We start from the raw sequence: 25,435 nt of genomic DNA, 5'->3' as shown, positions 1-25,435 counted from the left end.
ACTAGTTGCCTAGCACAATAGGGCCATGGACGGCCTCTCCGCTACCGAATGACGTCGTGGGATCTCGGACGACTACCCGTCGACGGTGCGATGGGTTCCACCGGACGTCACTACAGGCCCAGGCTCCGCAGGGTCGGTACGGTCTGGCCCACCCAGGCGAGGTCGGCGTCCTCGCGAGCACCCTGGGTGCGTTGCGTGCCGGCCAGGAACCACAGAAAGTAGGTGGTGTAGCCGGGCGCGCTCACCACTGTGTGGTACCCCTCCGGCATCATCTGCATGACATGATCACGGATGGTGACGTTCTCCTCGTACCCGTCGTCGGTGTAGACCCGGCTGATGCCGAACCCGTTCGCCGGGTTGACGCGGTAGTAGTACATCTCCTCGTGTGCGGCCTCGGCTGGCAGGTCGTCGACCTTGTGCCGGTGTGGCGGGTAGGTGCTCCAGTTGCCCGAGGGCGTGTAGGTCTCGCCGACGATGAGACGGCGGGCGGGCAGGTCCGGCTGCGAGATTTCGGTGAGGATCTGGTGGTAGGTACGGCCGAAGTTGGCCGCTCCCCAGCGGCCGTTCGCGGCCTGCTCCGGTGCGATGACATAGGGGTCGGTGGCCAACTCGCTGGGTGCACTGGGCAGGGCGATCTCCACGTCGGTGACGGCCTCGACGGTCACCTCGGAGCCGGCCGGGATGTAGACGGAGTGCGGCTTACCGGAGAAGACGTCGGCACGCTGACCGACCTGCGGGAAGTGGCGGTCGGCGACGGTGAAGCTGGCCGTGCCACCGAGGATGACGGCCAGGATCTCCCGGTCGCCGGACCCGCCGGTCCAGGACTCGCCGGCCGACAGCCGCAGCAGTGTGAAGTCCAGCAGCCGGCAGGGGTTGAAGGGCAGCGTGTTCCGGCCGTCGAGGGCGGGGATGGAGCAGTGGTAGCGGTAGTTCATGATCACCTTTCGCAGAATGCGGGCAGTGCGGGTCGGTCGGGGCGGCTACCAGGGGCTGATCCAGCCAGGGATCGTGGCCCGGGTGAGGGCTTCCAGGTAGAAGTAGTCGCCCCAGAGGGTTCCCTCGTCGACGCCGACGCTCTTGGGTTTGTCGTAGACGCCGTGCAGGATCAGCGCATTCGAGGCCGGATGGCTGCCCGTGGAGTAGTTGTCGATGAGCGAGCGCAGGATCTTGGTGGCGGCTGTCCGGTACCGGCCGGCGCCGGGCGTGTCGGCGAGGCCGTCCGCCAGTTCGACCAGGCCACAGACGGCGATCGCCGCTGCCGAGCTGTCCCGCTCCTGGCCGCTGCCGTCGCCGAACTCCAGATCCCAGTACGCGACGTGGTCGTCGGGCAGGCGCGCGAGGAAGTGGTCGGCGCAGGTCCTCGCGGCGGCGAGCAGCGCGGGGTCGCCGATGTGCCGGTGGTTGAGGCTGAACCCGTAGATGCCCCAGGCCTGCCCACGCGCCCAGCAGGAGTGGTCGGCGTGGCCCTGTTCGGTCTCCCCGCGCAGTGGCGCGCCGCTGTCCGTGTCCCAGTAGAAGGTGTGGAAGGTGGTGCCGTCCGGACGCAGGATGTGCTGGCGCAATTGAGCGGTGTGCCGGCGAGCCGCGGCGGCGTAGCGGTCGTCGCCGGTGGTCTCGCTGGCCCAGAAGAGCAGCGGCGTGTTCATGAGGCTGTCGATGATGGTGCGGCCGCGTTGGCGGGGGTCGTTCAGGTCGCCCCAGGCCTGGATGATTCCGGCGGGTTCGAGAACGCGCGTCATCAGGTGGTCGGCGGCGGCGAGAGCCGCGTCTCGGGCCCGCTGGTCGGCGGTACGACGGGTCGGGGTGACGCAGGCGAGGGTGTAGAGGAACCCGAGATCATGGGTGTCCAGGTCGATGCCGTCGGTCATCCGGGCCGCGAAGCTGTCCACGTGCGCCATCGCGGCCCGCAGGTGGCGATCGTCACCGGTCAGGTCGTGTGCCAGCCAGAGCATGCCCGGCCAGAAGCTGGTGGTCCAGCCGACGTTGGCACCCTCGGGCTGGCCAGCACTCGGTGGCCGGAGCGGGTAGCGGTTGGCGTCGGTGGTGTCCGCGGGGTACCGGTCGCCGAAGGTGGCGATGTTCGCGCCGACGGTACGTATCGCGGCGGCCACCGCGGCCGCCGTGGCTTCTGCGTCGGAGTTGGGACGGACGTCGGTCGCCGTCATGGATGCTGATCTCCCTCGTGTGTCCGGTCCGGTGCCGGGCAGGTGTCTCATCGGCGTCCCGGATCGGTGGCCGGAACCTGGTGTTCACGTGGTCTGGGGTGCTGTCGTCGGTGGGTCGAGGGCGGCGCGCATGGTGAAGCGGCAGTTGGCCCACACGACGTAGAGCAGTGGCGCGGCGGCGAGGCCGAGCGCGATCGCGGGGCGGGCGGCCAGGATCTGGGCGAGCAGCACGAGGACGAGCAGAGACACGGCGGTGAGGTACCAGCGGCGCACCGCCAGATACAGGCAGGCACGGGCCACGTCACGCAACCGCGCGGTGGGTCGGTCGGCGAGGGTCACCAGCCCGAGCAGCGTGGTCGCGATGGTGAGGACGATCAGGGTCGCCAGGACCGGAAGGGCGAGTGCGCCGACCCGATGGCCCCACGCGGCGCGGGCGTCGACGGCGAGCACGACCAGTGCGGCCATGGCTGCCGCCGTCCAGAGCATCGCCGGCCGGGCGGTGGCTCGCCAGGCACGGCCGTAGGTGCGCAGCACCCCGCCGGAGTCGCCGGCGGAGTAGGCGGACATGACCGCGAAGACCGCACAGAGCCCGGGCGCGCAGAGCGGGGCGGTCAGCGCGTACAGCGGCCACGAGCGTGCCGCCTCGGTGGTGAACGCGAGCGTCACCAGTGGCAGGCAACCGAGCACCAGCAGCAGGTTGGTGACGAGCGCGACGTAGAACCCGTCGAAGACGGCGGTGATGGTGTGGTGGCGCGAACGCATGGGCCTCAACCCTTCAGTCCGGTCGAGGCGATGCCCTCGATGAAGTGGCGCTGGCCGAGCAGGAAGATCACCGCGACGGGCAGCACGGACAGCACGGAGCCCGTCATGATCAGCGCGTACTCGGCGTTGTACTGGGAGATGAAGGTGTTCAGCCCGAGTTGGATGGTGCGCAGCTCCGGACTGCGCAGGTAGATCAGCGGGCCGAGGTAGTCGTTCCAGGTGGTCACGAACGTCAGCAGGGCCAGGCTGGCCAGCGCCGGTCGGGACAGCGGCAGCATGATCCGACGGTAGATGCCGAACTCGCTGAGACCGTCGACCCGCGCCGACTCGCTCAGCTCCTCGGGGATCGTCTCGTAGAACTGCTTCATCAGGAACACGCCGAACGCGCCGAACGCCTGCAGCGCGACGATCGACCACAGCGTGTTCGACAACTGCAACTTCGACATGAGGATGAACTGCGGAATCATGTACGACTGCCAGGGCACCGCGATCGTTCCGACGTACGCCAGGAAGAGCGCGTTGCGGCCGGGAAAGCGGACCCGGGCGAAGCCGTAGGCGGCGAAGCTGCCGGTCACCACCTGCAGGAGGGTGACGACCACCGACAGCAGCAGGGTGTTACCCAACCACGTCGTCATGTCCGACCGCTGCCAGATGTCGAGGTAGTTGCGCCACACCACGGGATCGGGGAGCCAGGTGATCGGGATGGTGAAGACGTCGCTGTTGGTCTTCAACGACGCCACCACCATCCAGTAGAACGGCAGCAGCAGCCCGGCCGCCGCGAGCACGAGGGCGGCGTACCCGACGAGCCGCCAGCCCCGGGACCGGACCGGTCGGCCGGGCGCGCTGCGGTTGTCGGGCGCGGCGACGGCGGGGGTGGCCAGGGAGAGGTCGGTCGCGGTCATCAGCTGTTCCTCCGCTTGTTGACCATGAACTGGATGACCGTGATGCTGAAGCAGATGGCGAACAGGACGATGGAGACCGCCGAGGCGTAGCCGAACTGGTTCTCCTCGAAGCTCTTCTGGTAGATGTACTGCGAGAGCACCAGTGTCGACTGGCCAGGTCCGCCGCCGGTCATCACGAGGATGAGGTCGAAGACCTTGAAACTTTCGATGGTCAGCAGCACGGTGACGAAGAAGGTCGTGTGTCGCAGCCCTGGCAGGGTCACGTGCACGAACCGCTGCCACGGTGTGGCGCCGTCGGTCTCGGCCGCCTCGTAGAGCTGGGCCGGGATGGTCTGCAGGCCGGCCAGGAACAGCAGCATGTAGTAGCCCATGTACCGCCAGGTGCCGACGATGATGACCGCCGGCATCGACCAGGTCGACGACGTGGTCCAGCCCGGCGGGTTGTCCACCCCCACGGCACCGAGGAGAGCGTTGATCGGGCCGTACTCCGGGCTGAACAGCTGGTTCCACACGACCGCGATCGCCACGATCGAGGTGATGTAGGGGAAGAAGGCGACGGTGCGGAAGAACCGTACGCCGCGCAGTTTGCGGTTGAGCAGCAGCGCCAGCCCGAGTGACGCCGCGAGGGTCAGCGGGATGTGGAAGACGGTGTAGTAGACGGTGTTGCGCAACGCGGTCCAGAAGCTCGCGTCGTCCCACATCCGCCGGAAGTTGGCGGTGCCGGTCCACTCGGCCACCCCGAAGACGTTCCAGTTGGTGAAGGCCACGTAGAACAGCACGACGACGGGTAGCAGGGTGAGCACGGCGAAGCCGACGAAGTTGGGAAGGATGAACGACCAGCCGGCGACCGTGTTGCGCGACACCAGCCGCCGGTTCCTGGGTCTCGTGCGCGGCAATGTTGCCATAGGGAGTCTCCGGGAGCGTTCGGCGTGGTGGCGGGACCGGCGTGCGGCGGAGGCGCGCCGGACCCGCCATCAGCTCACTGGTTGAGGACCTCGTTCTTGGCGCGGGCCTGCGCCTTGCTCAGCTCCGCGTCGACGCCCTTGCTGTCGGAGAGGATCGCCGAGTGCGTCTCGTTGAGGAGGTTCTGCAGGCCGGCGGTGTGCTTCGACACCGGGTTCTCCGGCTTGACGGTGTGCTTGGCGTAGGCGAACTTCGACAGGTCGTCCTGCGGTACGCCGGCCAGCCCGAACAGCGTCGCGGTGACCGCGTCGGTGACCTGGGCCGGGGTGATGCCGATCCCGGCCAGCGCCTTGCCGGCGTCCGGGCCGGCCGCGTACTGGAGGAAGGCCTTGGCCGCGGCGGTCTTGGACTTGCTGATCTTCGGGTTGATCCCCAGGCCGGTCGGGTCGCCGAAGGTGACAGGTGTGGCGGAGGTGCCGGTGGTGGACTTGTCGAACTGCGGCGCCGGGGCGATCCCCCACTGGAACGTGTCGGCGTCACCGCTCTGTCGCTGGTTGAGCAGCGTGGCCACGTACCAGGTACCCATCAGCAGCATCGCCGACTGCTGCTTGCCGAACTGCGCCTGGTAGGTGAGTTTGTTGGTCTTCGCGGTGCCGAAGGTCGGCTGCGCCCCGGCCGCCTGCAGGTCCAGTGACCGCTCGTAGTACGGCTTCAGGTAGCCGAAGTCCCCGGAAAGCAGGTCCGCGTTGGGGGTCTGGGCGAGCGCGAATCCCTGCACCGTCGACTGGAAGGTGTGCTGGTAGGCGCCGGTCGCGTTCGAGCCGGCCCCCTTCAGCCCGGTGTGCAGCCGCTTCGCCGCGTCGGTGTAGTCGTCCCAGGTCCAGTTGCCGTCCGGCGGCGCCACCTTCGCCTTCGCGAACAGGTCCTTGTTGTAGAACAACACCCAGGAGTCCTGCCGGTACGGCACCGCGTACGCCTTGCCATCCACCTGGTACGACGCGAGCGCCGGGCTCGAGCCGAGACCGGAAGTGGCGTCGGAGACGTCGAGCAGCTGACCACCGCTCTGGTACGTGTAGAAGTTCTTGAGGTTCTTCATGACGTAGACGTCCGGGGCGGTGCCGGCGGCCAGGTCCGTGATCATCTGGGTGTCGTAGTCGTTGCCTGGGGCGTACTCCTTGAGCTCCACCGTCACGTTCGGGTGGGTCGCCTTGAAGCCGTCGGCGAGCGCTTTGAACTCGGGTGTGGACGACAGGCTCCAGCCGGCCAGGGTGATGGTCACCGGGGCATTGGGGTCGACTGGCTCGTCTCCGCCCCCGCAGCCCGCGAGAACCAGCGCCAGGGCCGTCGCGGCGCTGATGACGGCCGGTATCGCACGCTTCATGCTCGCTCCTTCAGGTCAAGGGGCCCGGACGGGCCCGCACTGCTACCAGGTCGCCTGGGTGGGCCTGGCATGCTCCGTGTCCAGACGGGTCGACGTGCTGATCCCGTCGGGCCAGTCGACCGCCAGGTGGAGGCCGCGGCCGTCCTCGTCGACCACGGCCTGGCATGCCTGCCCGGCCGTGGCCACCGGCGCCCTGGACAGCTCCGTGAAGGTGGCGGCCCATGCCCCCGGCCGGACGGGGTGGTCCAGCCAGGGCACGACCAGCCCGCCGGCAAGGGGCCCGCCGTGCGGAACGGCGGTGACGCCGGCCGTTCCGCCGCCGTGAACGCTCTCGAGCCAGCTGGTCAGGTCGGCCCCCGTCACGACCGCTACACCGCCACCGGCCGTGGCCGTGGCATCCCCGGCAACGGCCCAGCCGCCGATCCGTAGCCGCAGCGCAGCCGCCTCGACGCCGTCGGCGAGGCCGTCGACGCGGGTCAGACGTAGCTCCCAGGGGCCGCGGACCAGCGAATACACGGTGAGGTGCCCGGCCGGTCGGGACCGGCCCACGCGACCGCCGCCGTGATCGCGCTGACCCGGTTCCGGGTCGACCCAGTGGGCGAGGGCACGTGACCCGGCCACGCCCACACCGTCGGGGTCGACCTGAACGGTCAGCAGGCGCATACCGGCGCGGTGGGTGACCCGGCCCGCGTCGTCGACGAGAGTGACGGACTGGTCGAGCGGACTGGCCCAGCCGCTGTCGTCGAGGACCGGGGTGGTGGCGGTGGAGTAACCCAGTCGGGCGTAGAGCGGGGAATCTGAGACGGTGGCGCCCTCGACGGCGTGGTCGGTGCCGTGGTTGACGACGCGGACGATACCGTCGGCACGGGTGCCGGAGACCAGCCAGCCGGGCGCGTGTATCGCCCGCACCGCGTCCCGCTCCTCCACCGGCAGCGGCTCCTCGGGAGTCGTCCACACCGGATGGTCGACGGGCAGCGCGATGCCGAGCAGGCCCTTGCTGGCCCAGTACGGCGAGCCCGGCCCGGAGTACGACTGCGCAAGTCGCGGCCACGGCCCGTGCCAGCCGAGGGTGAGCAGGCCTCGTTCGTCCGGGGCGCCGTTGGCGACGAAGTGACGCACGATGCGGGTGGCCGCGCCGCGCAACCGGCCGAGGCTGACCGAGGGCACGTCGGCGACGGCGCCGATCCAGAACGGCGCCGCCGCGGCGAAACGGTAGGTCAGGCTTCGCCCCTGGATCAACGGTGATCCGTCGGCGCCCACGAGCGCGACAGCGTCGCTCAGGAAGCGGTCGAGGCCGGCCAGGTCCCGTTCGCGGCGCTGCTCGGCCAGGCCCGCGGCGCCGGCCATCCGGGCCCACAGCGTCGGGTAGAGGTGCAGGGCCCAGCCCACGTAGTGGTCGTAGGCGCGGTGCGACCCGTCGGACATCCAACCGTTCCCGCGGACGAAGCCGTCATGGGTGGTCAGGTCCTCGTTCATCTCGTCGAGCGAGTGCGGCCCGCCCACCGAACGCAGGAACGTCTGGACGACCAGCCGGAACCAGACCCAGTTGATCCGTGGGTACGTGTCGTCGCCGACCGCCGGGCGCAGATAGTCCACCACCCGCCCGCGCACCACGGACGGCAGCCGATCCCAGATCCATGGGCGGGTCATGTCCAGGACCAGCGCGATGGAGGCGGCCTCCACCTTGGCCTGGGGGTGCTCGTCCAAGCGCACCCAACGGTCTGGAGAGCGCGGGTCGGTGCCGGCGGTGATACCAGCCGTGTACCGGTCCACGAGCTCGTCCACGCCCACTCCCCGGGCACCCGCGATGCGGAAACCAGCCAGCAGAAAGGTGCGGGCGAAACCCTCCAGTCCGTCGACGGCCCGCCCATAACCGCCCTCCGGGCCGGGAAAGGTGACGAGGGCGTGTCCGGGCGACGCGAACGGTCGGGCGGCGGCGAGCATCCGGTCGGCGAGGGCCAACCAGTCATCCCGGTTCCAGGTCCCGGCGGTGGCGACATCCGAGCCCGTCCCCGGGGTCACCTGGCCGGTCGTCCCGTACGTCATCCGTGGTCCTGTCGCATCGATCCGTCTCCATGGAATGTGGCGAGCGGGGCGTTGCCCATGAATGTGACGCGCAGGCATCCGCAGGGTTTCCGAAGTAAAACGCTCACAACGGAGCAAGTCAATGCCGCTCCCAAACCGATGTGGACACTATCGATCAAGTAGGCGCACAACACCGCCCTGAAGCGTCAAGCGGTCTGATACGATCACAATCGTTCATAGCCGCTCTACCGTCCGAGGAGGACGGAACTGCCGGCACGGGTGCTCGCGTCGCACGAAGCGTTCCTCGGAGGTCCCCCATGACCAAGGACACCCCCGTCGTCGCCACGGCGGAGGCCTCCCGAGGGCCGCTTCAGGTCGCCCGCCGCCAGCAACTGCTGGCGGCCCTGCAACGCGACGGCTCGATGCGCGTCTCTGACCTGTCGAACGTGCTTGGCGCCGCGCCGGTCACCATCCGGCGCGACATCGCGGAGCTCGCCGCCGACGGGTTGGTTCGTCGGGTCCACGGTGGGGTCGCCCTGATCCTGCCGGACGACGTCCCGGCAGCCGACGAGCCACCCGCCGCAGGTCAGGACCCACTTGTCGGGCGCGCCCTCGGCATGCTCGTGCCCTCCTTGGACTACTACTGGCCGGACGTGGCTCGCGGCGTCGAATCGGCCGCCCGCGAGCTCGACATGCGTGTGGTTCTGCGCGGCTCCTCCTACGACAGTGAGGACGACCAGCCGCAACTGGCCCGCCTGGTGGAGCGGATGGGCGTCGACGCGCTGATCATCGCGCCGAGCATGGCGGCACCGACCGCCGAGCGCACCATCGAGTGGCTCGACCAGGTCGGCGTCCCGGTCGTCCTGCTGGAACGCACCGCCACGGTAGGCAGCCACCACGCCGTCATGGAGTCGGTGGTCACCGACCACGCGCTCGGTGCGGCCATGGCGGTGCGCCACCTCACCTCGCTCGGACACCGCAAGGTCGGCCTGGTGCTCGACGCCAACAGCCCCACCAGCCAGCACGTGCGGCGCGGCTGGCTCGACGCCACGACCGAGTGCGGCCTCGACTCGGACGCGACGGTGGTGGCTGTGGTACCCGACGCCCGGTCACCCGAGCGGGACACCGTGCTCAACGGCATCCTCGACCAGTGCCAGGCGACCGGGACGACGGCGCTGCTGGTGCACGCCGACGCTGAGGCGATCGCGCTGGTGCAGCACTGCGAGGAGCGGCACCTGTCCGTTCCCGGCGACCTCTCCATCGTCGCGTACGACGACGAGGTCGCCGGGCTCTTCAGCCCGCCACTGACCGCGGTCCGACCGCCGCGACGCTCGATCGGACGAGCCGCCGTACGTCTCGTCGCCGACCGGCTCGCCGACCCCGACCGCCCCACCCACCGGATCGTCATCAGCCCGTCGCTGCGGATCCGGGGGTCGACCGCGCCGCCACCCGCGTAGGCGGTCTCCCCCGGACCAGGACGTCCGCCGGTCAGGGACCCGCCGGGCAGCGGGCAACCGGCCTCCACATCAGACGTGGTGTTGCCGCATCCTGCCGACGAGCACGCGCACCTCCACCGGATGCGGATACGTGAGCGCATCGCTACCATGGGTCAGCAACCCAGAGGGAAGGGGTCGTGCCCGCGTGCGAAGTCCCGTCAACGGAACCCCGTCGGCGTCTGCGCCGGAGCGGTCCGCGCCGCCTGCGGCCGGCCGGCTGCGCAGGCTCGCCCGGCGGCTGGTGCTGATCGCGGCCGCCGTCGGGGCCGGTTTCGTCGTGGCCGCCCTGTTTCAGGGGCCGGCCGCCGCCGACGGGATGCGCAGCGGCTCCGGTGACGAGCCTCATCGGAGGATCGGCGGTCTGGTCGAGTCGGTCGCGCGGCTCGCGGTCGCCGACCGCCCCAGCCAGGACCGTCACAGAGCAGCGACCGCCGACGACAGCCGCCAGGACAAATCCCGTGCCCCGCTGGCAGGGCCCATCGCTGGCGTCGTCACTCCCCGCGAGAAGGCACCCTCGACGGAGCCTCGACGGCCGACGAGCGCTCCGCCCGTGTCCGTGCCGCTGCACCGGGTTGGCGCATCCGTCGCACCCCGCGCGGCGGAGCGCGAACGGCTCCGACCGGCCTCCGTGGCCCGCGCGGCTCATCGTTCGCGGTTGGACCTGTCGCGGCCGTCCACCGATCCACCGCGACAGCCGGCCACCGCCGTCCCCGACGCGTCGGCGGTGCACGCTCCGGCCGATTCGCCAGTGGTCGGCCTGGTCACCGCCCCTCTGCCGTACGTCGTCGACATCGTGAGCACGGTGCCGATCAGGCCCGTCGTCATGGCGCTCCTCCGCGTGGCCGATGCCGTTCTACCACCCGCTCTCTGCCCGGTGATCGTTCCGGGGACGGCACCCGCACTGCCCGCTCCCCCAGCACTCGGGCCGACCGCCGTGCCGGTGACCGAGCCGGCTCCCGTACCGACAGTGCCGACGCCACCGGCAGGTCCGGCGCTGGCCTCCGTACGCGTCGCAGTGCCGTCGACCCCGGCCGCGCCACCGCCGATGTCCGTCGTCGGCCCCACGCGGTCCACGGCCCCGACGGGGCACCTCGCCGCACGCCGGGCACCGGTGGCCGCGCGGGGTGTGCCTTCTGGTGAGCCGGTCGCGCCCGCCGACCAGGACGCCGCCGGTGTTGACAATGGATCGGCGCCCGGTCCGGGGCTGGTCCGGCCGCTCGACCGGCAGTCGCACCTCGGTGCCGGGCAACCCTGCGATCTCGTGCCGTTTCTGGTCGAGAGCCAAACCCCTTCTGCGATCGCCCGCCCTGGCTGAGGCGGGTCGACCGACCCCGGTGGCTGGTCCACGCGGCCTGTTCCACCCGCTGGTCGGTCGATCAGTGCCCGCGCCCGTCCGCCGCGACGGTGCGGCGGGCCGACGCCTACTCGTCTGTAGCGCACGACCGCACTGACCAACCGTGGATGTTCCGGGATCAGTGGCCGTCGTGACGCGTACCTGAGATCGGAGAAGACGTGGTGATCCACGTTGTCATCGCCGAGGACATGGGTTTGCTCCGCGGGGCGCTCTGCGCCGCGCTGTCACGTGAGGAGGACATGGAGGTGGTCGCCGACGTCGAGGGTGTCGGCGAACTGTTGACGGTGGTCCGGCGGTGTCGACCACAGGTGGTGGTGCTGGCACTGACACCGGAGCTGCCCGACCCGGTGGAGGTGGTCGCCCGGATCGACGTCGAGGCGCCGCACGCCGCCGTGCTGGCGATGAGCCCACGGTGGAGCCCGGCGCTGGTCGAGGCGGCGCTGGCAGCCGGCGCGCGGGGCCTGGTCGGGAAGGACAGCTCGCTGGCCGAGCTGGTGCGGGCGATCCGCGCGCTCGCGGCTGGCGAGCGGGCGATCGACCCGGCCGCGGCCGTGGCAGCGCTGAGTCCACCGGAGATGCCGTTGACGCCCCGGGAGATGGACGTGCTGCGGATGGCGGCCGAAGGTCTGCCGCTGAAGGAGATCGCGGTCCGCCTTTACCTGGCGCACGGGACGGTGCGCAATCACCTGTCGGTGATTCTGCGTAAGACCGGGGCTCGCAACCGGTTGGAGGCGGTGTCGCGCGCGAGGCGTAACGGCTGGCTCTAGGGCCTGTTTCATAAGGGCGGTCGAGCCGAGGCGGAGTCCGGGCGGCGATCCGGCAAGGCGCGGTTTCGTCCGGATACCGGTGTCGTATCCGGACGAAACCGCAACGCCGCCGGTCGTCGTCCTGGCCCGCCGCAGGCCGGCCAGTTCTTATGAAACAGGCCCTAGCCGTCGGGGCGGGTCCGGAAACTCCGCCGGACCCGCCCCCGTCGCCGTGCGGCCCCGCCGGGAGCGTGTTTGAATGTTGACGTTGTGTGATCGCCATCGGAGTGCGGGAAGGCTCATCGTGATCCGTACCCTGCTCGCCCTGGACGGCGCCCTGGTTCTGGGCGCGCTGTCGTTCGTCCTCGCCGCCGAGGAGGACATCCGTGTCGTGGCGGAGGTGGATCGCGGCGACGCGGTCTCCGCGGCCGTCCGCGCCCAGCGCCCCGACGTCGTGGTGGCCGACCTCGACTTCGTCGAGGGAGTCGATCCCGACCGCCTCGGCCGGTGCCCCGTCCTGGTGCTGGCCCACCCGCATCGGGCCCGGCGGCTGCGAGGCATGTTGTGCCCGACCAGGGCGGTCGGCATCCTGCGCAGTGACGCCGGCCCCCAGCGGGTCATCGACGGGATCCGGCGGCTCGCCCGCCGGGAACCCGTGCTCGACGCGGATCTCGTCGTCGCGGCACTGCACTCGGACGGCCCACTGACCAGCCGCGAGACCGAGGTGTTGAGGCTGACGGCCGCAGGCGCGCCGGTCGCGGAGGTGGCGGCGGCGCTCGGGCTCACCCGAGGCACCGTCCGCAACCATCTCGGCCGGATCACCCGCAAGGTCGGCGCGCGTACCCGGGTGGAGGCCGTGCGGATGGCAGGCGAGGCGGGCTGGATCTGACCGGCACAGTCGGGCGCGGATGTACGGGCTTCAGCCCTGACGCGCTGACGCCGCCGGGGATGGCACCACCGAGTCGTCCCAGCAGCCGACGAGCACCCGGTAGGTGGCCGAGCGGGCCAACAACTGTTCGTGCGTGCCCACCACTGGCGCGTCGCCGTCGAGGACCAGCACCCGACCGGCCCGCAGCGCGGAACTGATCCGGTGTGCGATCACCACGAGAGTGCCGGGCCGCCGGGCGAAGGCGGCCTCGACTGTCGCTTCCAGCGCCGGGTCCAGGTGACAGGTCGCCTCGTCGAGGACCACCAACGGCGCGGGTGCCAACCAGGCCCGGACCGCCGCGATGAGCTGCCGCTCGCCGGCGGAGAGCAGGGCCGGCGCGACCGGCGCCCCCAGGCCGCCCAGGCGGGTCGCCAGGGGACGCGCACCGAGCGCGTCGAGGGCGACTTCCAGCGTGTGGTCGTCGGCGTCCGGCCGGAGGTAGCGGAGGTTGTCGGCGAGACTGCCGGTGAAGACGTACGCCTCCTGGGGCACCAGCACCCGCATCCGGGCCAGGGCGGCCGGCTCGATCTCGGCGACAGTCGTGCCGGCCAGGTGGACAGTGCCTGCCTGCGGCGGCACCAGACCGGCTATCAGGGCGGCCAGTGTGGACTTGCCCGCACCGCTGGGGCCCACCACGGCGAGATGGTCCCGGTCGGCCAGTGTCAGTGAGAAGTTCTGCAGGACGGGCCGGGCGTGCGGACCGTAGCCGAAGGTCAGTCCCCGCACCTCGACGGCTGGCGGGCGGCCGGTGGGACCGGTGGGCGGTCGGCGGCGGGGCGTCCGGGCGGCGGGGGTCGACGGGCGGGGGTCGTCCGAGACCGGACAGGTGCGCAGGATGTTCTCCAGGGTGACCGCGTAGCGCAGCCCGCCACCGCCGAGGCCCTGCACCAGGGTGTGCAGGGCGGGTTGCAACCCGGTGGAGACGTAGATCAGCGCTCCCAGCACCGCGCCGGCGGTGAGACCCCGCTCGACCAGCCACGGGGCGGCCACCATCAGCACCAGCAGTGGCAGCCAGCCGCCGATGCCGAGGCTGAGGCTGCGGATCGCCGCCATCCGGGCGAGCATGCGTTCGGCGGCGGCCTGCGCCGACACCCAGCGCGCCACCTCCGTCGTCACGCGTGCCTGGGCGCCGCAGGCCAGCACGTCACGGTGACCTGCCAGCGCGGTCGCCGCGCACTGGCCGAGCTGCTCACCGGCCCGGACGTACGCGCGCTGGTGCGTCACCATCGCCGGCAGCGCGGCGAGGAACACGACCAGACCGGCGACCAGCGGCGCGACCGCCAGCGCCGTCGCCACCGGTGCCAGGGCGAGCAGGCCGAGCACTGCCGCGCCAGCGGAGAAGAGGAAACCGCGGGTCACCATCAGCAGACCGGCGAAGGTGTCGCGGACGATCTCCATCTGGTGGGTCAGCCTGGTCACGGCGACGCTGTCCGGGCGGCCACCCGCCCTGGTGGCGTCGCGTAGCGCGCCCCGAACCACCTGGGCGGCCACCTCGTCGCGGAACGGCTCGACCACGGCGCCGAGGCTCCGGTACGTCCGGCCAGTGGCCGCCGCGCCGACCAGCACGGCCACGGCGAGGACCCCCAACCAGGCCAGGCCGTTGAGGAGACGTCCGGCCAGAAATCCCTCGTCGACGGCGCGGGCGACCAGGTAGCCGGCGAGCAGCGCGGGCAGCGACTCGACGAGCGACCAGCCGCCGAGCCGGGCGAGCTCCCGCCGACGGGCCCGCAGCGCCCGCCAGGTCACCTGGCGTACGCCGGGACGGCTCACGACCCACCGCCGGCCGGCTGGAAGACGGCCCGGTAGTCCGGGTCGGCCCACAGTTGCCGGTGCGGCGCCAGGCCACGTAGCCGTCCGCCGTCCAGCCAGGCGACGAGGTCGGCCGCCGCGGCCGCCGCGGTCCGGTGGGTGACCACCAGTCGGGTACGGCCCCCGGCGCGCCCGAGCACCGCCTCGGTGATCCGGTGTTCGGTAGCGGTGTCGAGGCTGGACGTCGCGTCGTCCAGAATGAGCAGCCGTTCGGCGGCGAACGCGCGGGCGAGGCCGAGGCGTTGGGTCTCGCCCCCGGAGAGCGGTGTGTCCACCAGCGGGGTGCGGTAGCCGCCGGGCAGGCGGTCGATCACGTCGGCGACCGCCGCCATCCGGGCCGCCCGCAGAACCGCCGGCGTGGCCGGGCTCCGATCGGCCGGCGGCGCCGCCGAGTCGGCCGGCAGCGCCAAGCCGATCGCGTCGTGGACGGTCGCGCCGATGAGCACCGGCCGGTCGAAGGCGTAGCCGACGGCCCGGCGCAGCGCCGCGTCGTCGAGGTCCCGCAGCGGCACACCGTCCAGTCGCACCTCACCGCCGTCGGGGTCGTACAGCCGTCCCGCCACGGCCGCCAGTGTCGACTTGCCGGCACCGGATGCTCCGACGACGGCCACTGTGGCCCCGGCCGGCACGTCCAGGTCGATGCCGTCCAGGATGGGCCGGCCGTCGCCGGCGTGCACGCACACCCCGCGCAGTCGCAGGGCGCCGCGACCGGGTGGGAGGGGCCGATCGCCTGCCGGTGTGGCGGGCTGCGTCAGCAGCTCGGCGACCCGGTGTGCGCCCGCGCGGCTGCGGACCAGGTGGTTCAGGGTGGCGAGCACTGCACCGAGCCCGGCGCCCAGGGCCGCGTACCGGACCGCGGCGACCAGTTCACCTGGCGTGAGCCAGCCTGCGGTCAGGGCGTACCCGCCGACCGCGATGACGCTCAGGTTCACCAGTGGCGCCACGGCCGAGGTGCGGGCACTCGCCCGGGCCAGCAGTCCCCAGGTGCGTCGGCCGTGCCGGTCCAGCTCCGGTAGGGCCGCCAGCACCCGGTCCTCCTCGCGAGGGGTGGTGCCGGCGGCGGCGATGGTCCGGGCACCGGTCAGCGACTCCAGCAGCCGGCCGGCGATGGTGCCGAGCACCCGTTGGTACCGGGCGGTCGCGGCCGAGGCGTCGGTCACGAAGGCGCGCATGAGGACGGCGAGCAGGCCGAGACCGGCGAGCAGGGTGACCCCGAGGACCGGTTCCATGATGACGAGCGCGACGACGCTGCCGAGCGGTGGGAGCACCGCCACGATGGACAGGACCACGGCGTTGCCGGCCTGCCCCGCGTCGGCGGCCTGGCCGACCAGCCGGCCGACGAGATCACCCACCGGGTGCCGGCGGGTGGCGCGGACGTCCACGGCGAACAGGTGACGCAGCAGGCGCCGGCGCAGACCGGCGGTGGCGCGCGCCGCACCGAACCCACTGGCCAGGTCCGTGAGGGTGTCGACGCAGATGAGGACGACGACCAGTGCGCAGGCGGTCACCGCCCACCAGCCGGAGCCGTGGTCGAGGGCGGCGTCGACGGCGCGGCCGAGGACCGCGGGGAGCAGCAGTTCGGCGGCCGCGCCGAGCAGCGCGACCGCCGCGAGTGCGGCGGTCCAGCCGCCGCCCGCCAGGACCGTCTGCCGCAGCAGCCTGTCCCCCACGGCGAACGTCGGCATCGGTCCTCCCGTTGGTACGCGGTTGCCCTGGGTGGGCACGTCTACCCACCCAGGGCCCCACGTGTGCGTGGATCAGTTGCAGGTCGTGACGGAGAGCGAGCTGTCGCCGCAGAGCAGCAGGCTCGCCCGGCTACCGCCACCGGTGCGGTCGGCCGGAGCCATCTCCAGGCCCTGGAGGTCCAGAAGTGCCATGTCGTTCACCTCCCTTCCATCCGTTCGCCGATCAGGTCGCCCCCGCTGTCGCGAGGGAGTCTGTTCGCGCCCGGCAGGGGCGCGAGGAAGGGCAGCGCCGGCGGCTGATCGTGTTGCGCGCTGGCCAGCGCGTACAGCACGCCAGCGGTGCCGGTGCCGAAGTCCATGGAGAGGCGCAGCAACTGCTCACCGGGGAAGGCGGTCCCGTCCCGGTACGGCAGCGCGTGCCAGGCCAGCCGATCCACCTGCGCGTCGAGTTCGCGACGGTCGGTGTCGTCGGCCGAGGCGGCGAGGTAGGTGATGATGCCGGCCCGGCCGGCGAAGAGCCCGGACTGTGCGTAGAACGGTGAACGTGCGGCGCGGCGGACCCCCGCGCTCGCCTCGGCGAACCGGTCGTCGTCCCGGTGGCGCAGGTACTGGTCGAGGACCAGCCCGATGCCGACGCTGCCGTGCGCCAGGTAGGGCATGGTGCGCCAGCCCTCGTTGACCTCCAGGGCACCGTCCGGACGCAGCACGCACCGGCGCAGGTCCTGACGCAGCGCCGTGGCGGCGTGCCCCAACAGCTCGTCGTCGCCGCTGAGCTCGTAGAGCCGCACCAGCATCAGCGCCGGCCCGGTCCGGCCACGCAACAGCCCGGCGTACGGGTTACGTCCGCCGCTGATGTCCGGGCCCGGGTCGTCGGCCAGCTGCCCGATCACCTGCTCGGCCGCCCGCCACGCGGCGTCGTACAGCGACGCCTCCCCGGTCCGCGCGGCCAGTTCGGCCAGGTTGAGCGCGATGCCGGACAGTCCGCTCGCCAGGCTGTGGTCGAGCCCGTCCAGGGGTTCCCGCAGGCAGATGTCGAGAACGTCCAGCGCGTCCTGCCGGCGTCCGAGGTGCTCGAGGGCGTACGCGACGCCGTGCAGCCCGTCGTAGAAGCCGCAGCGGGTGCCGGACGGAGGCGCTGTCGCCCGCCGCACCAGCCAGTCTTCGTGCTCGGGCCACCGACCGGCACCGCTCTTGTCGAGCGCGTACAGCACTCCCGCCGCCCCGTGGGCGAGGTTGAGACCGCCGCTGCGGAACTGTTCGATGTCTCCGGGAAAGAGCCGGTCGTCGCGCTCGGGGGTGGCGCTGGCCACGATCGCCGTCGTCAGCCGCTCGCGCATGGTGCGCCAGTCGTGCGCGCCGAACTCCCCTGCGGGGCCCGCGGTGACCTGCTGACCACCGGTGATCTCCTCGACCGCCGGATCGAGGAAGGACCTCGGCACCGGGAAGTTCGCGGCGATGATGTCGGCGAGGTGGGTCACCTTCGCCGGGGCGAGCCGGACCAGCTGGGTCAGTGGCAGGAACAGCGCCAACCGCAGGCACGCCAGGGCGTACCGGTCGACCGCCGGCCCGGTCCGGTCCCTCGGCGCCGCGAAGCCCTGGTTGCGCAGCCCGGGACGGCGGTGCCCGGCGATCGGGGCGGCCACCTCGAAGTCGACCAGGGCCACACGGTCGTCCGGTCGGATCATGATGTTGAACAGGTGCAGGTCCCCGTAGACCAGGCCGCGCTCGTGGATCGCCGCCACGACGGATTCGACCTGCTCGTACGTCTGGCGGGCCCATCGGGCGTAGGCCGCCCGGTCGCCGTCGGTCGCGTCGGCGTCGATCAGCGGGTACCGGTCGACCAGCACCTTGTTCAGCGGTCGCCCCTCGATGAACTCGAGCGCGAGGAACCGGTGCTCGCCGAGCGCGAACTCGTCGTGCACCCGGGGCACCTGCGGCAGGTCGGCGAGTTGCCGCAGGGCCTGCGCCTCGCGGGCCAGCCGGGCGACGGCGTCGGTGCCGTCGGCGTCCAGGCCGGCGTGCGGTCGGGCCTCCTTCAGCACCACAGCGGTGTCGGTGCGCAGGTCCCTGCCCACGTACAGCCCGCCGCCGTTCGAGAAGTGGATCACCCGCTCGATCCGGTACGGCACCTGGTCTGTGCTGGTGCCGCCGCGGGCGGCCAGGTGCGGGCCGAGGAAGTCGGGCACTGTGACCCAGGACGGTACGTGGAAGACCGGCTCCCGGCGGTCCGGCACCAGCGTGCCGGAGTCGTCCTCGATCGCCGGCACCACCTGGCCGTCGGGAGAGTGGCAGTAGCGGGCGGCGAAGCCGCCGTAGCGCACGTAGACCGGGCCGGCGCCGTAGCGGAGGTCACTGAGGATGTACGGCCCGGGTTCGCCGGTGAGCAGTTCGTCGAGTTCCTTGCAGGCCAGCTCCAGTTCCGCGTCGTCGCGGGGATAGACAGTGACGAACTTGCCGCTGGCGGCCCGGGCGGCGTACTTGGAATTGCGGAGCAGCATCGTGCGCGGCCCGCGCAGGAACTTGAAGGACAGGCCGCGGGGGACGCAGTAGTCCCAGACCGCGTCCAGCACCCGCTCGGCGTTCGCCAGACCCGCCGAGACATGGATCTTCCAGCCCTGCTGCGGCAGCGAGCCGCCGTCGGGCGCGTAGATCAGCCAGTCGTCGAGCGGCTCGCGGCGCCAGCCGGTCGGCATCGGCCGTTCGGCGGCCGGGAAGACGGGTTGTGCGACGGCGCTGCCGAGCGAGTCGTAGAACAGCGGATCCGCGGCGCAGTAGCTGTCGTAGCGTTCGTCCACCGTCCCGCCGCCCCTCGAATCCGGCCGGCTGCTGTTCCGGCGTCGAATCGAGTCTCATCGACGGGACGTGGTGCGCCCCAGTGCGCTTAGTCACGACCTTCGATGTGGGGTGCACAGGTACTCATGACATTAGTCAGGCCCGCACACCGTAGACGGCGGCGCCCATCGGCTTGTCGACTTCCAGGTCCGCTACCGCGGCGACGCGGGCGATCATCATGTACTGCCCGATCACCATCAGGAGTTCGACCACCTCGCGCGGGGAGAGCAACCCGGTCAGTGCGGCGGTGGTGTCGTCGGGCGGGCAGACGTCGCGGACGACTTCGGTAGTGAAACGCAGGACGATCCGCTGGTCCGACGTGAAACAGTCGGTTTCGATCTCGTTGCGCCCGAGGGCGTGGATCATCTCGTCGGTGGCGCCGACGGATCGGGCGATGGGCTCGTGCTGAACCCACTCGTATGTGACGTCGCTCAGTTGGGCGACTCGCAGGATCGCGATTTCGCGGAGCAGCGGGTCGAGGGCCAGGTCCTTGAGTAGCGTGCCGCCCCAGCGCATCCAGGCCGGAAACGCCGTCTCGGCGTGGGCCATGACGCGGAAGAAGTTCAGGGGAAGCGCGGCCTGCAGCGCGTCGCCGACCGGCGCTGGGGCATCGGCGGGGTTCACGTACGGCAGGCGACTCACGTTTTCCCCTTACAAGCGGCAAATCGGGTGTTACGGACCATATCCCGATCCCCGTTGCGCCCGCCGCCGATCTGTTCGGATACCGCTGTTCCGACCACGATGACGTTCGCGAAGCAGGCCACTCACCGGACTGCACCTTGGGTTCCCACAGGCCGGCGCGCACGACCAGCAGCAGATGCGCGCATTGACGCGGGGCTGCGGACAGTCGGCCTACCGGAAGTCGGTCCGGTGGTCATCGCGTGAGGGATGTCAGCATTTCCCGCAGCCAGGCAATCTCCGTGCGGCTGGTGACGGTGGCGATGCGGAACAGTCCCTGACGAAAGGGGTCGTCGGGGAAGTCGTCGGCGCGCAGTGGCCGGTCGCCGTCCCAGAAGAAGCTCGCCGGCTGGGTGAGGAAATTCAGCCGCCGACGCAGTACGGCCCCCTGGGCCGCCGGGTCGTCAAGGTGGCGCAGGAAGGCCAGCAGCGTGAACCAGCGGTTCTCGTCGGTGATGAACAGCTCGTCGGGTGCGCGGAGCTGACGCAGCAACTCCGCCTGCCCGGCCGGGCTCAGGGTCAGCACGTGTCGTGGTGCTGCCATCTGGCCAGCCTGCACGTCGCGGCGCAGCAAGCCCGCACGTTCCATGCGCTTGATCGTCGGATACAGCGTCCCGTCCGCAATCGGCCGGACGTGGCCGGTGAGTGCGGCCACGCGCCTGCGCAGCTCGTAACCGTGCAGCGGGGCGTCGGCCAGGAAGCCCATTATCGCGAACTCCAACACCCTGCTAGGTTACATCGGCCAGGAGATACCTCGAACACGAGGTACCGGTCAGGAGGTATGTGATGCGCGGCGCCCAGGTGCGACCAGATGGCACGACGATCCGCTGGGTGGAACTCCCCGGGACCGAACCCACTCGGATCTACCTGCACGGGCTCGGCGCCTCCTCGCCGGCGTACTACGCGGCGGTGGCCACCAACCCCGTCCTCAGCGGACAGCGCAGCCTGCTGATGGACCTGCTCGGACACGGCATCAGCGACCGGCCGACCGACGCCTCGTACACACTCGAGGAGCACGCCGATCTCCTCGCTGTCGCCCTGTCGGCAGCCGGGGTCAGCGCCGCGCAGGTGATCGCACACAGCATGGGCGGCGCCGTCGCCGTCGTCCTGGCCTCCCGCCACCCGCACCTTGTCTCCGCACTGGTCCTTGTCGACGCCACCCTCGACCCGCAGCCTCCGGGCGAAGGCATCGGCGCCCGCTACACAGAGGAGCAGTTCGTCCACGGCGGCGGCCGGTCCGAGACGCTCACCCGGGTCGGCACGGCCTGGGCGGCGACAATGCGGCTTACCGGCCCGGAGGCGCTCTACCGCACCGCGGCACACCTCGGCCGCGGCACCACCCCCACCGTGCGTGAGCTGCTGGTCGACCTGCCCGTGCCCCGCACATACCTCCATCCGGCCGACAACGAGCCGCGAGGTGCGCGCGCCCTGACCGATGCCGGCGTGCGGGTGGTCGCCGTACCAGAGGCTGGCCACAACATCATGCTGGACAACCCCGACGGCTTCGTCGCGGCCACAGAGGCGGCATTGCGGGCGCGGTGATCCCCAACCAAAGGAGCGGGTGACCGGGCCGGCTCCACGCTGATGCTCGTCGATGTTGCCAAAGCCGATCCAGACGTGTTGGAATGGCTCATATCGCCGCAGCGCGGGGGCAACCGCGCTGGGAACGGCCAGCACGGGAGCAACGCAGCGCCGGCAGCGCGCCGCCTTTGGCGGACGCTCGCCTGGCGGATCGCCGGGCCATCTCCACGACGACGGGCGCCCTGCCGGGCAATCATCCTCGCCCGCCGTAGGTAACCCCCGGCACGTGTCCCCAACGGCTGACGCACTCGACGCCTGACCCGCCGGGGGCGTCCGATTCGGCCTGCCACCACCAGAACCGGCGACGAGGTGAGAAGCAATCATGATTTCCCGAGTGAACTTCGCGGGTTGGTACCGGAACCGCTTCGTGTGGGTGGCGGTGATCCTGCTGGCGGTGTCGGCCGGCACTGTCGTACTGGTCAACCGGGCCGGCCCGGAGGCGGAGCCAGCGGATCTGCAGGCGCAGATCACCGCCCGGATGCGGAGCACGCTCGAACAGGCAGACCCGGGGCAGCACAACCACGCCGGACACAACGTCCAGCAGGCGGCCGCCACGGAGAAGCCGGCAGTGATCTGCGGGGTCCGCGTCTACGGCTACGAGCCGTCGGAGGTCACCGCGCTCGCCGACGTGCAGACGGTCTACGGCTTCCACCTCTGCGGGGTCGCCGAGCAGAAGCGCCCCTGGGACGTGGCGGTCAAGCTGGCCGGTCCCGTGATCATGGACATGTCCACCGAGCCGCCGGGCATCCAGGTGGTCGAGGCGACCGCCGAGGTCATGTTCACCGACCGGGTGCGGCAGATGCTCCCGCCCAAGTACGCGGACCTGGCGCTCAAGGAGGCGCTGACCGAGTCGGAGATGGCCGACCAGCGTCGCCGGTACGACGCCGCAGCCGGCCTCTGACCGTGCCGGGTAGCAGGGAGCGAGGTCGCACCGCGCCCTGATCCGAACCGGGCGGCTGCGGACAGCCCGGTCAGCTCGATCCACATCCGACCAAAGATAGATAACGATTGATATTTGAGTCGATAGATGCAACAGTTGGTTTGGGAGCGTTCCCATTCTGATCTGTAGTCCCGAAGAGCGGAGGATGAACAGTGCGTTCACTCAAGTCCGATCGATCCGGCGGACGATCCCGGTCACCAGTCCGTCGGTCCCTGCGAGCGTTCGTCATGGTGTTCGCCATCGTGGCCGGCATGCTGCCCTTCACCGGGGCCGCCCAGGCCCACGGCACGATCATCAACCCGATGAGTCGCGCCTACCAGTGCTGGAAGACCTGGGGCAACCAGCACATGAACCCCGCCATGCAGCAGCAGGACCCCATGTGTTGGCGGGCCTTCCAGGCCAACCCCGACACCATGTGGAACTGGATGAGCCAGCTGCGGGACGGCCTCGGCGGCCAGTACCAGGCTCGCACCCCGGACGGGCAGCTGTGCAGCAACGCCCTGTCCCGGAACGACAGCGTGAACCAGCCCGGGGCGTGGAAGACGACCACCGTCAGCCGCAACCTCACGGTCCAGCTGTACGACCAGGCCAGCCACGGCGCTGACTACTTCCAGGTCTACGTCACCAAGCAGGGGTTCAACCCGTCCACCCAGAAACTCGGGTGGGGCAACCTCGACCTGATCACGACGACCGGGCGCTACGCACCAGCGCAGAACATCTCGTTCAACGTCTCGCTTCCGTCACGCAGCGGGAACCACATCCTGTTCGTGCTCTGGAGGGCGTCGCACCTGGACCAGACCTACATGTGGTGCAGCGACATCAACGTCACCTGATCGGCAGGACCGACAACTAGGACGCTGATCCGGCTCAGGGCGTTGACGCCCTGAGCCGGATCAGTCTTCCGTCCGCCCAACCAACTGCGGCACGGACTTTCGTACGCCCACCGGCGCCACCACAGGTCATCAATGTGTGGCGGCGATAGGTCCGCAGCTCGGGTGGAGGGTCACGCGTCGGCTTCGAGAGCGAAGGTGTTGCCGTCCGGGTCCTGGAACCAGGCGATACGCCCACCTCCGGCCCGCGCGGTAATCCCCTTCTCGTCGTGCTCGAACTGCTCGTAACGAACGAACTCGACGCCGGACGAGGTGAGTTCGTCGACCATCTGGTCGATGTCGTCGACGTACCACGTCGCCACCGTCGCAGAGGTCTGTCCGGCAGTGACCGACTGGTACACGTTCAGCGCCGGCCCGCCACCGGAACCGTAGACGCGGCTGCCGTCGGCGATGGTGGCGCTGGGGCCGGACCGCAACGCCCGCAGGCCCAGCGCGCCTTCGTAGAAGGCCACGGCCGTCTGAATGTCGGACACGGCGACCGAGGCTCTGAGGTGGTACGTACTCAAGGGCATGAACCACTCTGGCAGGTGCTTCACGAATCGTGGCGCCGAATCGACGGACGCCCCACCCGGCCCCGGGCGTGGGTCGGGGCAGGTCGACCCAACCCACTGTCGGTGTGCCCGGAGGGTGGGGCCTATCCCTGCGGAGGATGGTCGTCCGCCGTGGCGGCGCGCAGCTCCTTGAGCACGTACGTGGCGGCCCTCTCGACGACGCGGATGCCCTCTTTCTGGCTCACGTGATGGTCGGAGAGCACGGCGATCAGCCAGTCATGACGGGCCTCGACGATCCGTCCGATGCTGTTGACCAGCCAGCGGCCGCCGTCGACATCGGCGGTGTCCCAGCCGTTCTTGACGTAGTAGGAACGACTGCCCGACTCCCGGGCGGCGCTGACCCCCCATCGTTGCTCGGGGGTCACCTTCTTCATCAGGCCCATGATGAACGTACGGTCCTGCGGGGTCAGCGGTCCCGTCGGCGACGTCAGCGCGGTCAGCAGACGGAGCTGGTCGGCAGCCGTGGTCGTGGTGATTCCCCAGTGCACGTTGGGCCTGGTCTCCCGCAGACCGAGTTCACGGTTCGCGGCGGCAAGGCCGCGCGAGCCCTCGATCCGCTCCCACAGGGCTACCGCCGCGTCGTTGTCACTCGACACGATCATGGCCTCGGCCGACCGTCGGGTGTCAGCGCTCAGGGCCTTGCCCGGCGGGTTCTGGCGCAGCAGAAGGGCCGCGAGGATGTTGACCTTGACGATGCTGGCGGTCTCGAATCGTCTGGCGCCGACCGTCACCGCGGCCGTTCCCTGTCGGTCCAGTGCCGCGACCGCCAGGTGACCGTCGTACCGCTGCACGTAGGCCTTGATACGCGTTCTCGCCTGGTCGATCCGGTCGATGGCCGGCGTGGTGGGGATCGGACTGGCGGGGGAAGGACCGTGCGATGGGCCGGCACGATCGCCGTCGCGGGCGCGCGTGGCACCGAAGGCGCCCGTCGCGACACCGGCCAGAGACAGCGTGACCGCGGAGACGACCCAGCGGCGCGGCAGCCGCCGACCTTCGCGCTCAGCCAAGGCGGGCCACCGCCCTCGCCGCGATCGAGTCCACCACGGCCTGGCTGCCCGGGTCGGGCAGGCGGACCGTCGAGACCGTCTCGCCTCGTTTCAGCATGACGAAGTACGTGACGGTGTTCGGGCCGTCCGCATGCGCGATGCGACCTCGGATGAGCATGCCGGCGCCTTTCAGATAATGGGGATCGACGACGTCGAACGAGACCTGCGATCCGAGAACCGAGTAGCTCGCGCACCGCAGGATGACCCGACGGACGTCGTCGACGTTCCGCTCGGCCCAACCAGGTTCGTACGTCTCCACCACGTGGTGGGCCGGCGACGAGCCGTCGGACAGCCGGTAGTAGCGCTCCACGGCACTGCGCCGATGCGACTTGGCCGGGTAGTCGCTGCTCCGATAGTCGGGGCAGCTGTCCTGCTCCCACGGCCAGGGCGGCAGGCCGGTGCGAGGAGCGCCGCCCTCATGCCAGTCCGCTCCCAGCTCGCCCGCACCCAGCAGCAGGCTCAGTTCACCGCGATCCGCGTTCGCGGTGTGTCGCTCATCGGGGCCGGCGCCGGACTCCCGATGGCACCCTGCGGCCATCACCAGCAACGCCGACAGGACCGCCGGCACGACAGCGACCGAACCTCGGCCGCTGCCGCGAGTCCGGCCTCGGCCTGTCCTGCCGCTCGATACGGACACCGAAAACCTCCCCAGACGCAGATACTTGCCACCGCGGGTGGCGCTTCAGGCGACGATGCGTGGTGGCGCGTTCGCCGTCGCAGCAAGGGCGCGGCGGTTGTCGGTCGACGGCCCGACACCACCG

Annotated in this window: 23 protein-coding genes; 7 read left to right on the top strand and 16 right to left on the bottom strand. The window is 70.8% G+C overall.

What is annotated here, in order from left to right:
• Nucleotides 1–110: 110 nt before the first annotated feature.
• From iolB to OH804_RS06700, 7 genes are all read right to left on the bottom strand, one after another.
• A complete protein-coding gene (iolB, locus tag OH804_RS06730; protein ID WP_406066459.1) occupies nt 111–935 on the bottom strand; it encodes a 5-deoxy-glucuronate isomerase in 825 nt (274 codons plus the stop codon).
• Between the two features lie 45 nt (nt 936–980).
• A complete protein-coding gene (locus OH804_RS06725) occupies nt 981–2,165 on the bottom strand; it encodes a glycoside hydrolase family 88 protein (RefSeq protein ID WP_406063568.1) in 1,185 nt (394 codons plus the stop codon).
• A gap of 84 nt (nt 2,166–2,249) precedes the next feature.
• Nucleotides 2,250–2,927 (bottom strand): hypothetical protein, encoded by a 678-nt coding sequence (locus tag OH804_RS06720; RefSeq protein ID WP_406063566.1) that lies wholly within the window; start codon nt 2,925–2,927, stop codon nt 2,250–2,252.
• Between the two features lie 5 nt (nt 2,928–2,932).
• On the bottom strand, nt 2,933–3,829 hold the full coding sequence (locus tag OH804_RS06715; protein WP_406063564.1) for a carbohydrate ABC transporter permease: 897 nt from the start codon (nt 3,827–3,829) through the stop codon (nt 2,933–2,935).
• Complete coding sequence (locus OH804_RS06710; protein WP_307788758.1) at nt 3,829–4,692, bottom strand: sugar ABC transporter permease; 864 nt, start codon at nt 4,690–4,692, stop codon at nt 3,829–3,831. Before OH804_RS06710 ends, OH804_RS06715 begins: the two co-directional genes overlap by 1 nt.
• 116 nt (nt 4,693–4,808) lie before the next feature.
• Nucleotides 4,809–6,113 carry an ABC transporter substrate-binding protein gene (locus tag OH804_RS06705; protein WP_196923945.1) on the bottom strand — a complete coding sequence of 435 codons (1,305 nt, stop codon included), beginning with the start codon at nt 6,111–6,113 and terminating at the stop codon, nt 4,809–4,811.
• A gap of 42 nt (nt 6,114–6,155) precedes the next feature.
• Complete coding sequence (locus OH804_RS06700) at nt 6,156–8,159, bottom strand: DUF2264 domain-containing protein (RefSeq protein ID WP_406063561.1); 2,004 nt, start codon at nt 8,157–8,159, stop codon at nt 6,156–6,158.
• Between the two features lie 296 nt (nt 8,160–8,455).
• On the opposite strand from OH804_RS06700, the gene OH804_RS06695 reads away from it, so the two are divergent.
• From OH804_RS06695 to OH804_RS06680, 4 genes are all read left to right on the top strand, one after another.
• On the top strand, nt 8,456–9,595 hold the full coding sequence (locus tag OH804_RS06695; protein ID WP_406063559.1) for a substrate-binding domain-containing protein: 1,140 nt from the start codon (nt 8,456–8,458) through the stop codon (nt 9,593–9,595).
• Nucleotides 9,596–9,779: 184 nt separating this feature from the next.
• Nucleotides 9,780–10,949, top strand: coding sequence for a hypothetical protein (locus OH804_RS06690; protein WP_406063557.1), 1,170 nt, complete (start codon nt 9,780–9,782; stop codon nt 10,947–10,949).
• A 197-nt stretch (nt 10,950–11,146) separates the two neighbouring features.
• Nucleotides 11,147–11,755, top strand: a complete 609-nt coding sequence (locus OH804_RS06685) for a response regulator transcription factor (RefSeq protein ID WP_196923949.1) — start codon at nt 11,147–11,149, stop codon at nt 11,753–11,755.
• A gap of 283 nt (nt 11,756–12,038) precedes the next feature.
• Nucleotides 12,039–12,623 (top strand): response regulator transcription factor, encoded by a 585-nt coding sequence (locus OH804_RS06680; RefSeq protein WP_196923950.1) that lies wholly within the window; start codon nt 12,039–12,041, stop codon nt 12,621–12,623.
• A gap of 30 nt (nt 12,624–12,653) precedes the next feature.
• Here OH804_RS06680 and OH804_RS06675 read toward each other — a convergent pair whose 3' ends face one another.
• From OH804_RS06675 to OH804_RS06650, 6 genes are all read right to left on the bottom strand, one after another.
• Nucleotides 12,654–14,432 (bottom strand): ATP-binding cassette domain-containing protein, encoded by a 1,779-nt coding sequence (locus OH804_RS06675; RefSeq protein ID WP_406063554.1) that lies wholly within the window; start codon nt 14,430–14,432, stop codon nt 12,654–12,656.
• Nucleotides 14,429–16,156, bottom strand: coding sequence for an ABC transporter ATP-binding protein (locus OH804_RS06670; protein WP_406063552.1), 1,728 nt, complete (start codon nt 16,154–16,156; stop codon nt 14,429–14,431). Before OH804_RS06670 ends, OH804_RS06675 begins: the two co-directional genes overlap by 4 nt.
• A 72-nt stretch (nt 16,157–16,228) precedes the next feature.
• Nucleotides 16,229–16,348 (bottom strand): SapB/AmfS family lanthipeptide, encoded by a 120-nt coding sequence (locus OH804_RS06665; protein ID WP_013734295.1) that lies wholly within the window; start codon nt 16,346–16,348, stop codon nt 16,229–16,231.
• A gap of 5 nt (nt 16,349–16,353) precedes the next feature.
• Nucleotides 16,354–18,951: a class III lanthionine synthetase LanKC gene (gene lanKC, locus OH804_RS06660; RefSeq protein WP_406063549.1), complete on the bottom strand. Its 2,598-nt coding sequence runs from the start codon at nt 18,949–18,951 to the stop codon at nt 16,354–16,356.
• Between the two features lie 133 nt (nt 18,952–19,084).
• Nucleotides 19,085–19,630, bottom strand: a complete 546-nt coding sequence (locus OH804_RS06655; protein ID WP_406063547.1) for a carboxymuconolactone decarboxylase family protein — start codon at nt 19,628–19,630, stop codon at nt 19,085–19,087.
• Between the two features lie 232 nt (nt 19,631–19,862).
• Nucleotides 19,863–20,390 (bottom strand): PadR family transcriptional regulator, encoded by a 528-nt coding sequence (locus tag OH804_RS06650; RefSeq protein WP_196923955.1) that lies wholly within the window; start codon nt 20,388–20,390, stop codon nt 19,863–19,865.
• Between the two features lie 62 nt (nt 20,391–20,452).
• Here OH804_RS06650 and OH804_RS06645 point away from each other — a divergent pair, with 62 nt between their 5' ends.
• The 3 genes from OH804_RS06645 to OH804_RS06635 all read left to right on the top strand — a co-directional run bounded on the left by OH804_RS06645 (nt 20,453) and on the right by OH804_RS06635 (nt 23,020).
• Complete coding sequence (locus tag OH804_RS06645) at nt 20,453–21,208, top strand: alpha/beta fold hydrolase (RefSeq protein ID WP_196923956.1); 756 nt, start codon at nt 20,453–20,455, stop codon at nt 21,206–21,208.
• Between the two features lie 361 nt (nt 21,209–21,569).
• Nucleotides 21,570–22,148 (top strand): hypothetical protein, encoded by a 579-nt coding sequence (locus OH804_RS06640; protein ID WP_196923957.1) that lies wholly within the window; start codon nt 21,570–21,572, stop codon nt 22,146–22,148.
• Between the two features lie 266 nt (nt 22,149–22,414).
• Nucleotides 22,415–23,020 carry a lytic polysaccharide monooxygenase gene (locus OH804_RS06635; RefSeq protein ID WP_091405127.1) on the top strand — a complete coding sequence of 202 codons (606 nt, stop codon included), beginning with the start codon at nt 22,415–22,417 and terminating at the stop codon, nt 23,018–23,020.
• Nucleotides 23,021–23,190: 170 nt separating this feature from the next.
• On the opposite strand, the gene OH804_RS06630 is transcribed toward OH804_RS06635, so the two are convergent.
• From OH804_RS06630 to OH804_RS06620, 3 genes are all read right to left on the bottom strand, one after another.
• A complete protein-coding gene (locus OH804_RS06630) occupies nt 23,191–23,550 on the bottom strand; it encodes a VOC family protein (protein ID WP_307788760.1) in 360 nt (119 codons plus the stop codon).
• Between the two features lie 161 nt (nt 23,551–23,711).
• Nucleotides 23,712–24,635, bottom strand: coding sequence for a serine hydrolase (locus OH804_RS06625; protein WP_406063544.1), 924 nt, complete (start codon nt 24,633–24,635; stop codon nt 23,712–23,714).
• Nucleotides 24,628–25,221, bottom strand: coding sequence for a hypothetical protein (locus OH804_RS06620; protein ID WP_406063542.1), 594 nt, complete (start codon nt 25,219–25,221; stop codon nt 24,628–24,630). The genes OH804_RS06625 and OH804_RS06620 overlap by 8 nt, the downstream gene beginning before the upstream one ends.
• Nucleotides 25,222–25,435: the final 214 nt, after the last annotated feature.

This window comes from Micromonospora sp. NBC_00860, from assembly GCF_045207375.1.
GTDB lineage: Bacteria > Actinomycetota > Actinomycetes > Mycobacteriales > Micromonosporaceae > Micromonospora > Micromonospora vinacea.
The sequence above is the reverse complement of the archived record's forward strand: the minus strand, read 5'-3'. Positions and strand labels throughout refer to the sequence as shown.

Excerpts from the sequence above, each read along its gene's own strand:
- OH804_RS06645 (WP_196923956.1), top strand. The coding sequence starts at position 20,453 with ATGCGCGGCGCCCAGGTGCGACCAGATGGCACGACGATCCGCTGGGTG.
- OH804_RS06635 (WP_091405127.1), top strand. The coding sequence starts at position 22,415 with ATGGTGTTCGCCATCGTGGCCGGCATGCTGCCCTTCACCGGGGCCGCC.
- OH804_RS06705 (WP_196923945.1), bottom strand. The coding sequence starts at position 6,113 with ATGAAGCGTGCGATACCGGCCGTCATCAGCGCCGCGACGGCCCTGGCG.
- OH804_RS06665 (WP_013734295.1), bottom strand. The coding sequence starts at position 16,348 with ATGGCACTTCTGGACCTCCAGGGCCTGGAGATGGCTCCGGCCGACCGC.
- OH804_RS06720 (WP_406063566.1), bottom strand. The coding sequence starts at position 2,927 with ATGCGTTCGCGCCACCACACCATCACCGCCGTCTTCGACGGGTTCTAC.
- iolB (WP_406066459.1), bottom strand. The coding sequence starts at position 935 with ATGAACTACCGCTACCACTGCTCCATCCCCGCCCTCGACGGCCGGAAC.
- OH804_RS06695 (WP_406063559.1), top strand. The coding sequence starts at position 8,456 with ATGACCAAGGACACCCCCGTCGTCGCCACGGCGGAGGCCTCCCGAGGG.
- OH804_RS06670 (WP_406063552.1), bottom strand. The coding sequence starts at position 16,156 with ATGCCGACGTTCGCCGTGGGGGACAGGCTGCTGCGGCAGACGGTCCTG.
- OH804_RS06640 (WP_196923957.1), top strand. The coding sequence starts at position 21,570 with ATGATTTCCCGAGTGAACTTCGCGGGTTGGTACCGGAACCGCTTCGTG.
- OH804_RS06715 (WP_406063564.1), bottom strand. The coding sequence starts at position 3,829 with ATGACCGCGACCGACCTCTCCCTGGCCACCCCCGCCGTCGCCGCGCCC.
- OH804_RS06700 (WP_406063561.1), bottom strand. The coding sequence starts at position 8,159 with ATGACGTACGGGACGACCGGCCAGGTGACCCCGGGGACGGGCTCGGAT.
- OH804_RS06725 (WP_406063568.1), bottom strand. The coding sequence starts at position 2,165 with ATGACGGCGACCGACGTCCGTCCCAACTCCGACGCAGAAGCCACGGCG.